Raw genomic sequence first — 12,447 nt, forward strand, 5'->3', positions numbered from 1 at the left:
CCTAACCTGCATGATTCACTCGGCTGTCCGGTAATGTGCAGGAAAAGGTCAAGGTCAAAACCAAAAAGACAAAAGACAAAAGACAAAATCAAAACGATTTTTGGTTTTTTAGTTTAAGTCTTGGCTGGGAGAGCCGGCACGACAGGGATGTCGTGACGGAGTTTGGGGCGCCCTGGATGGACGATACCAAACCGGAGCGGAGATGGCGTCTCGGATAAAAGCGCGCGAGTGCAGAGACCACGCGCTGGTGGTCTCTGCCCGTACGCCTTCATCAGTGTATCGATGAAGCTCAGTATGAGCTGGCGGACGGAATATTACATAGTAGTCACATCAATGACAGGCGAACGAAATATTTCACTCAAGCCTCATAAACAACAGGATGGCAAAATATTAACCAGTGAGATATACCAACAAAACCTCACCCCTTCCTAGGAATCAACTTCCCTACTCCGCTGACCACCAGCAGAACCACAGCGCCAGCGATAACGCCAAACACCATATTCAGCACTGTGGGACCTATGCCAGAAATAACGGTGCCTATTGTTGGCAAATCAGCTCCGCTTTCGGCTAAATGCTCAAAATAGTGGTGAATCCACGGTAGGCCATGCACGATAATACCGCCACCGACCATAAACATCGCGGCCGTTCCCACGACGGAGAGGATTTTCATCAGATAAGGGGCAGCATCCACGATCCAGCCACCGACACGTTGAAGCAGCGCCGAGCTTTTTTGACTCATCCACAGGCCTAAATCGTCCAGTTTTACGATACCTGCCACAATGCCGTAAACACCCAGCGTCATCACCAACGCAATACCGCTGAGCACAATCACCTGCTGGAGAAACGGTGCACTCGCTACCGTGCCTAGAGTGATCGCGACAATTTCTGCAGACAGAATAAAGTCGGTACGCACTGCGCCTTTTACCTTACTTTTCTCGTACGCTCGTAAATCGTCTGGCACTTTTTCTTCAGGTTCCGATTCGGATGAGTGCTTTTCCTCTTTGCCGTGCATGACTTTATGTGCCAGCTTTTCAAAGCCTTCATAGCAAAGAAAAGCGCCGCCCAGCATCAGTAGCGGAGTAATCGCCCACGGAGCAAAAGCGCTAATTAACAGCGCTAGCGGGACTAAAATCACCTTATTAAGCAACGATCCCTTTGCTACCGCCCATACTACCGGCAACTCTCGATCGGCTGAAACGCCTGTCACCTGCTGCGCATTTAGCGCTAAATCATCACCTAAAACGCCTGCGGTTTTGCGCGCAGCCATTTTGCTCATCAGCGCCACATCATCCAGCACCGAAGCAATATCATCTAATAACGTCAGTAAACTACCACCAGCCACATTGAAATCCTTAAGCTTTAATCACTGAGATAATCATAGGGGCAAGGGGGAAAAATGTCGCGTTAATCTCTGAACTTGGTGCAGTCATAAAAAAGCGGCAGAGGTATTTTCCTCTGCCGCGAATGAATTCTGATTCGTTTAGGGGAATCACCCTCAAATCAAAAATTATTTATTTTCAGCAACCTGTACGCTGCCAGCTTGATGTATGCCCTTTTGTTTTTTGTAGCTTAATGCCGCAGCAGGAACTGGTGCGGCCTTACCGGTCAGCATCCAGTCACGCAGACGATTCGCGTCAGCAAAGTGGGTATATTTGCCAAAGGCATCGAGAACCACTAACGCCACCTGACGGCCACCGATGGTGGTACGCATCGCCAAACAGTGTCCCGCCTGATTGGTGAACCCCGTTTTGGTCAACTGAATTGCCCATTTATCATTACGCACCAAATGGTTAGTGTTGTTAAATGTTTCGGTATAGACCGGATTCGAGAAAGTCACCGACTGAGTTTCGGTGGTGCTAAGCTGGCTAATCAAAGGATAATTTTTGCTAGCAGCTAACAGCTTGGTTAAATCACGCGCGGTTGAAACATTATTGACGGAAAGCCCCGTTGGTTCAACGTATCGCGTATGTGTCATCCCTAATGAACGTGCTTTAGCATTCATCGCCTTAATAAACGCATTGTAGCCGCCAGGATAGTGGTGAGCCAAGCTCGCCGCTGCGCGGTTTTCTGACGACATAAGCGCCATAAGCATCATCTGACGACGACTCACTTCACTGCCCACGCGTACGCGAGAAAAGACGCCTTTTAATTCTTTGGTATTGTGGATATCCACAGAAATGACTTCATCCATGGCGGGCTTGGCATCTAACGCAACCATTGCCGTCATTAATTTGGTAATTGAGGCAATAGGCACCTGCACATCAGGATTACTCGAATAAATGACGTTATGCGTTTTTAAATCCACCACCATTGCACTGCCTGACGCCAATACCAACGATGAGGCATTGTGCGTTGTTGGCGCGTTCTCGCTTGCAAGCACATTAGGAACGCTAGCCACGCTGCTGCCCAGCAGCAGCAGGCTTAATAAGGAATATCGAAGTTTTACAGGCATGATCACATATCAATCAAATGTTCGATGACACCGAGGGGAGCACAAATGGGTATGCAAAAATCCTCGGAACGCGGCTTGCCACGCCACACGTAGGCTGCAGGCCGACAAGCTGGCGATAATCATACTCTTAACGTGAATATTTCAGCTACGAGAAGATGTGAGAATTATGTTTCTGTTTGTGAGCCAGATATTCAAGCATCAATTCATTTGCTGGGTTAATGCTTAATAACATTATTCATCTGAAGAACGACCATGAATTTACGGGAAACAGGTCTATTAACTACAGCTTCCACCCAATGATTATCCTAAAGATCAGCAGCGTTGCTACCTAACCAAAACGCTAACCTCTTAAATGGCGCCGTTTTCAACGTTGCGCGCAACAATAAACAGCCGCGGAAACGCGAGCAGCACTTTTCCATCAGCGCGTGGGGTATAGACCTTTTCCAGCTCATTTAAGTAACGGCGAAGAAACTCAGGTTGTTGTTCCTCGTCCAACTTATCAAGGAAAGGACGCAGCCCGGTGGAACTCAGCCACTCAATAATCGCCGAGACAGATGGCATCACGTGATAATAAGTGGTGCGCCAGATATCCACCTCGCAGCCCTGCAAAGCCAGCAGATCATAATACTCTTCCGTCGTTAGAAGCTTTTTACGTACGGACTCTGCTTCAGCATTCAAATACGTCCACGGCCCCTCAGAAGCCACTTTACGCATCAACGCATGAGACGGTTGATTGAGATTATCCGGCATTTGGATCGCAAGGATCCCATTATCAGCCAGCTGCGACACTAAATGCGGCAACAGCGTTTCATGATCTAACACCCACTGCAACGCAGCGTTAGCGTAGATAACATCCTGTGCTTCATCTGGCTGCCAGTGGCTAATATCAGATTGTACAAAGGAACAGTACGGCAACCTTTTTTGCGCTTTTTGCAGCATCGCCAATGAGGTATCAACACCGGTCACCTGCGCCTGTGGCCAAGACTGAGCCAAAAGCTCAGTACTATTGCCGGGACCACACCCTAAATCACTCACCCGTTGTGCATCTGGGCGATCGATTCTGGCAAGCAACTCGCGAGCAGGCCGCGTTCTTTCAGCTTCAAAACGTAAATAAAGCTCCGGATCCCAATCACTCATGGCGTTTCCCTCTAATAAGCAGAATGTTCTGTTGAATCCCCTATATCACGGTTTGCTGCGCAGCCGAGGAGCGGAACGATGCGGCCTTTGTCTTTATTCTAGACATATCCAGTGACGTGGTTTCTCCCCCTGAAGACTTTAGCTATAGTTTCCCATTCAAGCCACTTTCAGAAATAAAAATGCGTCTCTTCAAGGAGTAAAGAATGTCCGTTAGAGATATGCTGTTAGCGCTGTGCGTCGTGGTTATTTGGGGCGTAAACTTTGTCGTTATCAAAGTTGGCCTGCACGGTATGCCACCTTTATTGCTTGGTGCATTACGCTTTATATTCGTGGTCATTCCTGCCATTTTCTTTATTCCACGCCCAAAGATCCCGCTGAAAGGGATTGTCATTTATGGCCTGACAATCAGCTTTGCACAATTTGCTTTTTTATTCTGCGCAATCAATCTGGGAATGCCGTCTGGTATTGCCTCCGTCGTTTTGCAATCACAGGTTTTCTTCAGCGTACTACTAGGCGCACTTATTCTGGGCGAAAAAGTCAAACGTAGCCAAATAGTGGGCATCCTGCTTGCCGCTGCTGGAATGTTTGTACTTGCCAAAGGTGGGATGACGGGGAACTTAACCGATATTCCGCTAATCGCCCTCCTGTTTACTTTGGCAGCCGGCTTTTCATGGGCATGCGGCAATATCACTAATCGTTCCATCATGCAAAACGCTGGCACGACCAGCATCATGTCGTTAGTTGTTTGGAGTGCTCTAGTGCCAATCCTGCCATTCCTGCTTTGTTCATGGCTGTTCGAGGGACAAGCGGCCATTGAAAACAGCCTGACAAATATTCATCTTCCTACAATTTTGGCACTCTGCTACATCGCATTTCTCTCAACTCACGTTGGATATGGCCTCTGGGGGCGTTTACTTACCCGCTATGAAACCTGGCGTGTGACGCCCTTTGCGCTACTCGTCCCAGTAGTGGGACTCACCAGCGGGGCACTGATTTTAGGAGAAAAAATCGCTAGCCTGCAAATCTATGGTTTGTTACTGATTATGCTGGGATTGCTGATTAACGTTTTTGGAGGAAGGATGATGACAAAACGAATCCATTGTCCTGCTATTGAAAAAGATTAATGGTGCGGAAATATGGCTAAAGCCTCTCAATCGCACGCGCAATGTCTGGTGAGGTTTTTAATGCCCGAATCTCACTGAAAACTTCCGAGGCTTCTGTATATTCTTTGCGCAAATAGCCAAGCCACTGTTTAATTCGAGCAACGTGATATAAGCCGGTATCGCCCTGCTTTTCCAGACGCACATATTTTTTAAGTAGCAGCATGACCTCAGGCCACGGCATTTTCGGCTCATGGTATTTGATCACTCGGCTCAGATTCGGCACATTCAGCGCCCCTCTACCGATCATGACCGAGTCACAGCCAGTAGTCGCCATGCAATCCTGCGCACTTTGCCAGTCCCAAATTTCACCGTTGGCAATCACCGGAATGCTCAAACGCTGACGGATCTTGCCTATAGCCGCCCAATTGATCTTCTCAGCCTTATAGCCATCTTCTTTGGTTCGGCCATGAACAGTGATTTCAGTTGCTCCGGCCTGCTCAACAGCATCTGCTATCTCAAACTGACGATCGCCTGAGTCCCAGCCCAGACGCACTTTTACCGTTACAGGCAAATGTGCCGGCACCGCCTCGCGCATTGCTTTAGCACCCTGATAAATCATCTCAGGATCTTTCAGTAACGTTGCTCCGCCACCGCTACCGTTAACCATCTTTGATGGGCAACCACAGTTTAAATCCACCCCCCAAGAACCAAGTTCCACGGCGCGGGCGGCATTTTCTGCCAGCCACTGCGGATACTGTCCTAATAACTGTACGCGAACCGCGGTTCCTGAAGGCGTACGGCTCTGATGTGCCAGCTCGGGGCAGAGTCGGTAGTACACTTTTTCAGGTAATAAGCTATCCACCACGCGAACAAATTCGGTGATGCATAGATCGTAGTCATTCACCTCCGTGAGCAATTCACGGACTAGAGAATCGAGAACGCCTTCCATCGGTGCTAAAAGCACGCGTTTTACTGTCTGCATGGGTATGGTCTACCACCGTATCAAAGGCGAAAAATTGAGGCGCAAATGGTACTGAGTTCAGCGCCTATCCGCAATGGTTGAACAGCGCGCCAAAACATTCAGCAAGATGTTAACCCAACGCTGCGCCATCTCTTCACTTTCAACGTTAGTGAATCCGAGAATAATCCCTTGCGAAACGTGAACAGTATCGTGATACCAGACGCTCAGCGCTTCCACTGCAAGCCCTTGTACACGCGCTTCTCGTTCAACCAAAGTATCGTCAAAACAGTCAGGCAACCGCACTAACAGATGCATCCCACCAGCCTGAAGCTCCGTCGTTAATGGATATTGTGTTTGCTGCTTCAACGCCTGAGCCAGCCACATTCGGCGCTGAGCATAGAGGCTACGCATTTTTTTAAGATGCCGGTAAAACTGACCTGAATGAATAAACTGCGCCGCGGTAGCCTGCATCAATGTGGGACAAACGCAAGGATAGGTGCGTAGAGTTTGATGGAACTGAGGGAGTAACTGCTCGGGAACCACTACATACGCGATACGCAATCCGGGGAAAAGGACTTTGCTCAACGTTCCAACGTACAGTACGCGGTCAAGCCGGTCTAAACTTTTCAGCGCGGGTAGCGGGTGCCCTTGATAATGGAATTCTCCGTCATAGTCATCCTCAATAATCCAGCGCTGTTCATGCTGAGCCCATGCTAATAGCTGCATACGCCGCGGCAAACTTAAACTCAGCCCCAATGGGCTATGGTGCGCAGGAGTCACCAAGGCAGCGAGCGCCTGAGGGGACTGTTTAATCCCTTGCTCCACGCATATCCCTTGGTCATCCACTGGCACAGGAATGGTGCTGACCCCCAAACTCTGCAATACATGCCACGGGAAAGGAAAACAGGGCTCCTCAAGCCAAACAGAATCATCACGTGATAAAACAGCGTGCGCAATCAGCGATAATGCTGACCGATACCCCGCGGCAATAAAGATTTGCGGTGCCGAACAGCGGATACCACGCGAAATTTGTAAATACCCCGCTAATGCCTCTCGCAACGGCAAATAGCCTTGCGGGGCAGGATGAGAAAGTTCCTCTCTGGTGGTATGTCGTGCGCACTGCGCCAATAGTCGGTTCCACTGGCCGAGCGGAAATGCATCCAAAGCCGGAATACCCAATTGAAATGGCAGTAATTGCGCAGAAGGTAACGGCATACCTGCATGGCGTGGCATTTCAGCGAGCTTTTTTGACGTCTCTGTTAATTTAGGTGCTATTAATCGTAGGGAGACTCGCGTCCCTCCTTGACCGCTGTTTTCGATATATCCTTCACCGCTAAGCAACGCATAGGCAGCCTCAACCGTTCCTCGCGCCACGTTAAGATCGCTGGCTACCCCCCGCAACGAAGGCAATCGTTCACCCGATGAAAGTACGCCATCGGCAATCGCTGACTTAATACGCTGATAAATCTGACGATAGAGGGGTTCTTTGGACGAAGGATCAACAAAAAGGAATTCGTAGGACGCTGCCATTTTATGGCCTATAAAAACAGTCAAAATATGGCTCTATATGCTAGTCCATATTCAGCGTAAAGTCGTGCTATCAAACAATGACTGCACCATCAAAATGATGCAATAACTCACCTATTTGTGGAGAAAACAACATGTCTCAACTCCGTCTCGCCTATGGCAAACTATCCCCAGAAGCCTACAACGGCCTCATCCAAACCAGTATGGCATTAAGTAAAAGCTCTCTAGGGCATATTGTAGAATTAGTTTACCTACGCATTTCGCAAATTAACGGCTGCGCATTTTGTTTAGATATGCACAGCACCGCGCTGCGCAAAGCGGGCTATAGTCAAAACAAAATGGATATTTTAGCCGGATGGCGTATGGCTGAGCCTTTTGATGAGCGCGAGCGTGCTGCGTTAGCGTGGGCTGAAGCGGTAACGGATATCTCCTACTGTGGAACCTCGGATGAGCTGTTTGCAGAGCTAAAAACACACTTTAGCGATGCCGAAATCGCCGATTTGACCTTCGCCATCAGCTTAATGAACGCCTTCAATCGCATGGCCATCAGCATGCGTCAGTAATAAAATACCGTTATACCTAAGCTTGGGGTGGAAACTGAGCTAACACAAAGTCTACCCATGCTCGCACTCTCGGCGGCAAATCCGCCGAGGGATACCAAATGTGCATGGAGCGTGGACGCGGCCAAAATGGTTTAAGAATAGGTATCAGACGCTCATTACGAAAATGCTCTTCAAGATACCAATCAGCCAAACACACAATTCCCATATCGCAAAGTGCCGCATCAACCAGCGTATCTGGCGATGTGGAAATAAAAGCCGCCTGCTCTTCACTTACGCTAGTTTCATCATCCCACCAGCACAGTAATTTACCGTTACCCGGATTGCGATGCAGTAAACGGCGATGTGACGCCAGATCGCCCAAGGTTTGCGGTATACCAAAGCGAGCTAAATAGTTCGGAGACGCCGCCATGTTACTCGATGCGGAGCCTAGTTCGCGTCCAATCAGACGACTGTCTGTCGCCGTTCTCTGACCGATAGCTACATCAATATTCTCGGCTATCAGGTTAACCAAACGCGGTTCCATTTCAAGATCGATCCGCACCTGAGGAAAACGTTGCTGAAAAACAGGAATCAACGGCATGAGACGATGTCGGCCAAAGCCGGGGATCACGCTGACGCGCACTAATCCTGAAGGTTCTTCATAGGGAGAACGATTGTCCAATGCCTGATTTAATGCCTGCCAGACCGGTGCTATCCGCTGGCGAAATTGACGTCCCTCCTCGGTTAACACCACGAAATGGGTATTACGTGCGAATAAGCGCATATTCAAACGCGTTTCTAGCACTCTCACATTCTTGCTAACGGCGGCTGCACTGATGCCTAATTGACGAGCCGCAGCAGAAAAGCTTTGCGCATCGGCTGATGCCAAAAAAGCGGGAATTAATCGATAGACATCAGTTGGCAGTGACATGCTATTAACCTTTGGTTGAAACAGATTTGCATGTTTACAGGCTACACCAGCAAAGATAAAAATGGAAAAATGCCGCCATCGCAATAAACGTAACTGGAAATTCTATGAAAAAAATTTTGGTTTTAGCCGCCCACCGCTTTCCCGATCAATCACGTATAAGCCATGCCGCCATTGATGCCTTGAAAACTCAGAAAAATGTGACCGTTAATGAGCTAATGCGTGAATATCCAGACTATTCCATTGATATTGAGCGTGAGCAAAAGCTGCTCAAGGAACACGATATTGTCATTATGCTGTTCCCTTTCTATTGGTATAGCTCACCGGCTATTTTGAAAGAGTGGCAAGATGCGGTATTAACCTATGGTTTTGCTTACGGTAGCGAAGGCAAAGCGCTACACGGTAAATCACTCATGATAGCGACTTCAACCGGCGGTAATGCACAGGCGTATACCGCCGAGGGATATAACCGATATCCGGTAGCGGATTTACTCCTGCCATTTAACAATATGTGTCATTTGGTGGGAATGCATTGGCTAGAGCCTTACCTGATTCAAGGCGCTAACGATATTACCGATCGGTTGATTGATGATGGCGTTAATGGATTACTGACTCGGATCAGAGAATTGCAAAACGCAGGCTAAAACAGTCTCAATTTTGGCTAGCCGAGCTCGCGCCTGCGGGGCCGCTAGCCTTATCAATCTAACTGTCAGATAATTTCTTTCCTTTCCATTTATCCCAAGGACTTTCTGCAGGCGTGACAGAAGCCGCCGCGGGAACATCCGCAAGTGAATCAATATATAACTCTTCAACTTTTTGTCGCGCCCATGGGGTACGACGCAAAAACTTAAGGCTAGATTTAATGCTCGGATCGCTCTTAAAGCAGTTGATGTTGATGATTTTAGCTAGTTCAGCCCAGCCATAACGCGCTACCAGAGATATCAGCAAAGCTTCAAGCGTAACGCCGTGCAAAGGGTCTTTAGAAGATTGAGCGCTCATGGAAATTCCTGTCAGCGATTAACTCGTTGCGAGTTTGGTAAATTTTTCGCACACCATACTGACTGCGGCCAAAGAGTGCAAGCCACCACAGTGCCCGATGTGAGCATCACGCCAGAGGCTAAGACATCGCAATAAACTGATCGCGCAGCGCCTGAATATCGTCTCTTAAGCTTGCGGCTTCCTCAAACTCAAGGTTCTGAGCATGTTTATACATCTGCGCTTCCAAATCACGAATTCTCTGCTCAATTTGTTTTGGAGACAGAGCTTGGTACGCTGCTGAAGACTCCGCGGCTTTGCTGCTACGCCCATGTTTTCCTTTACTACGTGACGATGCTTCCCCCAGTTGCAGAATATCAGAGACTTTCTTATTCAGCGCCTGAGGAGTAATACCGTGCTCAAGGTTATAGGCTTGCTGTTTCGCTCGGCGACGTTCGGTCTCGCCAATCGCTTTTTCCATCGAGTTGGTAATGCGATCGCCATACAAAATCGCCTTACCATTAAGGTTACGCGCTGCTCGGCCAATAGTCTGGATCAACGAACGTTCAGAACGCAGGAAACCTTCTTTATCCGCGTCTAAAATAGCCACCAGCGAGACTTCAGGCATGTCGAGCCCTTCTCGTAACAGGTTGATCCCAACCAAAACGTCAAATTCGCCAAGGCGTAGATCGCGAATAATCTCCACACGCTCCACGGTATCAATATCAGAGTGCAGATAGCGAACTCGTACACCGTGTTCATCCAGATACTCAGTTAAATCCTCAGCCATACGCTTGGTCAGCGTAGTCACAAGCACACGCTCGTTAATCGCTTCACGAATTCGAATCTCAGACAGTAAATCATCCACCTGTGTTGCTACTGGGCGAACTTCAATTAACGGATCCAATAGACCCGTTGGACGAACGACCTGATCAACAATATCGCCACCGGATTTTTCCAGCTCATAATTACCCGGCGTTGCCGATACATAAATAGTTTGCGGTGCTAGCGCCTCAAACTCTTCGAATCTCATCGGACGGTTATCTAGGGCGGACGGTAAGCGGAAACCGTATTCCACCAGCGTTTCTTTACGCGCTCGGTCACCTCGATACATCCCACCAATTTGTGGGATAGTTACGTGGGACTCATCGATGACCAGCAAACCATCGGCGGGTAAATAGTCAAACAACGTAGGAGGCGCTTCGCCCGGCTTACGACCCGAGAGATAGCGGGAATAGTTTTCGATGCCAGAGCAGTAACCCAACTCGTTCATCATTTCGAGGTCAAATTGGGTTCTCTGCGTCAAACGCTGCTCTTCCAGCAGTTTATTGTTGGCCAACAGTACCTGCCTGCGCTCTGCTAAGTCGACCTTAATCTCTTCCATCGCCTGCAGGATACGCTCGCGCGGCGTAACGTAATGCGTCTTTGGATAAACCGTAAAGCGCTGAACTTCTTGTATCAGTTGGCCGGTTAAAGGATCAAATAGCGATAGTCGTTCGACTTCTTCGTCAAACAACTCGACGCGCAGCGCCACGTCTTCCGACTCTGCGGGGAAAATGTCGATCACTTCACCACGAACACGGAACGTACCGCGCTGAAACGCTTGGTCATTACGCGCGTATTGCAATTCAGATAAACGACGCAGAATGGCGCGCTGATCGATAATCATCCCACGCGTTAAATGCAACATCATCTTGAGGTAGGCATCAGGATCGCCCAAACCATAGATGGCAGAAACAGAAGCCACCACAATGACGTCTTTACGTTCAAGCAACGCTTTGGTAGCTGAAAGCCGCATTTGCTCAATATGTTCGTTTACCGAGGAGTCTTTCTCGATAAAGGTGTCAGAACTCGGCACATAGGCTTCAGGCTGGTAGTAATCGTAATAAGAGACAAAATACTCAACGGCATTTTCAGGGAAAAACTGCTTCATTTCGCCGTAGAGCTGTGCGGCGAGGGTTTTATTCGGAGCCATAACCATGGTTGGGCGGTTAAGATCGGCAATTACGTTGGCAATCGTAAAGGTCTTACCCGACCCCGTAACCCCCAACAGTGTCTGATGAGCCAAGCCGTTCTCTAAACCAGCCTCTAAACGACGAATAGCCTCTGGCTGATCGCCGTCTGGCTTGAATGTAGAATGCAACTTGAACATTTTACTCATGGATCAACACCTTGCTGAAATGCATTTGTCTCTTAGTAGGGCTACACCGTTTCAAATACCGAATCATCAGGCATTGAGTATGGAAGTCCTGCCAAATTTTGCCACTGACAAAATGGTTTGCGCACATTCATCAGCGATTGAAATCTCATGATACTGGATATAAATCCAGCTTTAAACCATCTATGCACCGTTTTGTACATTCTCTCTCGGTTGTTTGCGACGAAATGGGGCAGCTTAAAACGACAAATTACATCTGTTTTACAATTTTCACCTGGTGGTGACATTTATCCCCAAGACACCGCGCGAATTAACTTTTTTGTCTGGTGATTGTCAAGCTCGATTCGTTGCGCAACACGATTCTTAACCTATTGCTTGATTTTAACTAACACATTGAATATTAAAGATTATAAAATATAGACACCATAACAACCAATGCAGGCGCAAGCCGCTCTGGCTCTGGATTTTAACGAGTTCTCTAAACCTAATGCACAAGGTTATCCACAGGAATAGTGGATAACTTGCACCACTCCGCTTGGCGCTTGAGTTACGGAAAAATGACAATCTGTTGGCAAATCGACTCTGGAGTGCTTTTTTTAGTTAATTTTTTAGCTATTTTTTCTTCTTTATATACTTATTCGCACTAACAAAAGCACTTGCTCGG

At 48.2% G+C, this 12,447-nt stretch carries 11 protein-coding genes; 3 read left to right on the forward strand and 8 right to left on the reverse strand.

All coding sequences use genetic code 11. The features are described 5' to 3' along the window. Positions 1 to 418: 418 nt before the first annotated feature. From M988_RS13660 to tam, 3 genes are all read right to left on the reverse strand, one after another. Positions 419 to 1,342: a DUF808 domain-containing protein gene (locus tag M988_RS13660; RefSeq protein WP_064574589.1), complete on the reverse strand. Its 924-nt coding sequence runs from the start codon at positions 1,340 to 1,342 to the stop codon at positions 419 to 421. 165 nt (positions 1,343 to 1,507) lie between these two features. Then, positions 1,508 to 2,452: a D-alanyl-D-alanine endopeptidase gene (gene pbpG / locus M988_RS13665; protein ID WP_039187019.1), complete on the reverse strand. Its 945-nt coding sequence runs from the start codon at positions 2,450 to 2,452 to the stop codon at positions 1,508 to 1,510. Between the two features lie 348 nt (positions 2,453 to 2,800). Then, positions 2,801 to 3,589, reverse strand: coding sequence for a trans-aconitate 2-methyltransferase (gene tam, locus M988_RS13670; protein WP_008812828.1), 789 nt, complete (start codon positions 3,587 to 3,589; stop codon positions 2,801 to 2,803). Positions 3,590 to 3,792: 203 nt separating this feature from the next. Between tam and M988_RS13675 the strand changes: the two genes are divergently transcribed. Next, complete coding sequence (locus M988_RS13675) at positions 3,793 to 4,713, forward strand: EamA family transporter (protein ID WP_039187021.1); 921 nt, start codon at positions 3,793 to 3,795, stop codon at positions 4,711 to 4,713. A gap of 16 nt (positions 4,714 to 4,729) precedes the next feature. Here the strand turns inward: M988_RS13675 and dusC are convergent, their stop codons facing one another. Beyond that, entirely contained in the window at positions 4,730 to 5,674 is a 945-nt protein-coding gene (dusC, locus tag M988_RS13680; RefSeq protein ID WP_064574591.1) for a tRNA dihydrouridine(16) synthase DusC, read from the reverse strand. Between the two features lie 57 nt (positions 5,675 to 5,731). Further along, on the reverse strand, positions 5,732 to 7,183 hold the full coding sequence (pdxR, locus tag M988_RS13685) for a MocR-like pyridoxine biosynthesis transcription factor PdxR (protein ID WP_064574593.1): 1,452 nt from the start codon (positions 7,181 to 7,183) through the stop codon (positions 5,732 to 5,734). A 131-nt stretch (positions 7,184 to 7,314) separates the two neighbouring features. On the opposite strand from pdxR, the gene M988_RS13690 reads away from it, so the two are divergent. Then, positions 7,315 to 7,743 carry a carboxymuconolactone decarboxylase family protein gene (locus tag M988_RS13690; RefSeq protein WP_008812824.1) on the forward strand — a complete coding sequence of 143 codons (429 nt, stop codon included), beginning with the start codon at positions 7,315 to 7,317 and terminating at the stop codon, positions 7,741 to 7,743. A gap of 16 nt (positions 7,744 to 7,759) precedes the next feature. Here the strand turns inward: M988_RS13690 and M988_RS13695 are convergent, their stop codons facing one another. Next, entirely contained in the window at positions 7,760 to 8,653 is an 894-nt protein-coding gene (locus M988_RS13695; RefSeq protein WP_008812823.1) for a LysR family transcriptional regulator, read from the reverse strand. A gap of 104 nt (positions 8,654 to 8,757) precedes the next feature. Between M988_RS13695 and M988_RS13700 the strand changes: the two genes are divergently transcribed. After that, positions 8,758 to 9,294 carry an NAD(P)H-dependent oxidoreductase gene (locus tag M988_RS13700; protein WP_008812822.1) on the forward strand — a complete coding sequence of 179 codons (537 nt, stop codon included), beginning with the start codon at positions 8,758 to 8,760 and terminating at the stop codon, positions 9,292 to 9,294. A gap of 58 nt (positions 9,295 to 9,352) precedes the next feature. Here M988_RS13700 and M988_RS13705 read toward each other — a convergent pair whose 3' ends face one another. Both M988_RS13705 and uvrB read right to left on the reverse strand, forming a co-directional pair. Then, a complete protein-coding gene (locus M988_RS13705; RefSeq protein ID WP_064574595.1) occupies positions 9,353 to 9,649 on the reverse strand; it encodes a VF530 family protein in 297 nt (98 codons plus the stop codon). Positions 9,650 to 9,767: 118 nt separating this feature from the next. Then, entirely contained in the window at positions 9,768 to 11,786 is a 2,019-nt protein-coding gene (gene uvrB / locus M988_RS13710; protein ID WP_064574597.1) for an excinuclease ABC subunit UvrB, read from the reverse strand. Positions 11,787 to 12,447 lie beyond the last annotated feature (661 nt).

The sequence above is a fragment of the Hafnia paralvei ATCC 29927 genome, assembly GCF_001655005.1.
Taxonomy (GTDB): domain Bacteria; phylum Pseudomonadota; class Gammaproteobacteria; order Enterobacterales; family Enterobacteriaceae; genus Hafnia; species Hafnia paralvei.

Bases quoted from the DNA above. Each gene is read 5' to 3' on its own strand.
- pbpG (WP_039187019.1), bottom strand. From the start codon at position 2,452: ATGCCTGTAAAACTTCGATATTCCTTATTAAGCCTGCTGCTGCTGGGC.
- tam (WP_008812828.1), bottom strand. From the start codon at position 3,589: ATGAGTGATTGGGATCCGGAGCTTTATTTACGTTTTGAAGCTGAAAGA.
- M988_RS13675 (WP_039187021.1), top strand. From the start codon at position 3,793: ATGTCCGTTAGAGATATGCTGTTAGCGCTGTGCGTCGTGGTTATTTGG.
- dusC (WP_064574591.1), bottom strand. From the start codon at position 5,674: ATGCAGACAGTAAAACGCGTGCTTTTAGCACCGATGGAAGGCGTTCTC.
- pdxR (WP_064574593.1), bottom strand. From the start codon at position 7,183: ATGGCAGCGTCCTACGAATTCCTTTTTGTTGATCCTTCGTCCAAAGAA.
- M988_RS13690 (WP_008812824.1), top strand. From the start codon at position 7,315: ATGTCTCAACTCCGTCTCGCCTATGGCAAACTATCCCCAGAAGCCTAC.
- M988_RS13695 (WP_008812823.1), bottom strand. From the start codon at position 8,653: ATGTCACTGCCAACTGATGTCTATCGATTAATTCCCGCTTTTTTGGCA.
- M988_RS13700 (WP_008812822.1), top strand. From the start codon at position 8,758: ATGAAAAAAATTTTGGTTTTAGCCGCCCACCGCTTTCCCGATCAATCA.
- M988_RS13705 (WP_064574595.1), bottom strand. From the start codon at position 9,649: ATGAGCGCTCAATCTTCTAAAGACCCTTTGCACGGCGTTACGCTTGAA.
- uvrB (WP_064574597.1), bottom strand. From the start codon at position 11,786: ATGAGTAAAATGTTCAAGTTGCATTCTACATTCAAGCCAGACGGCGAT.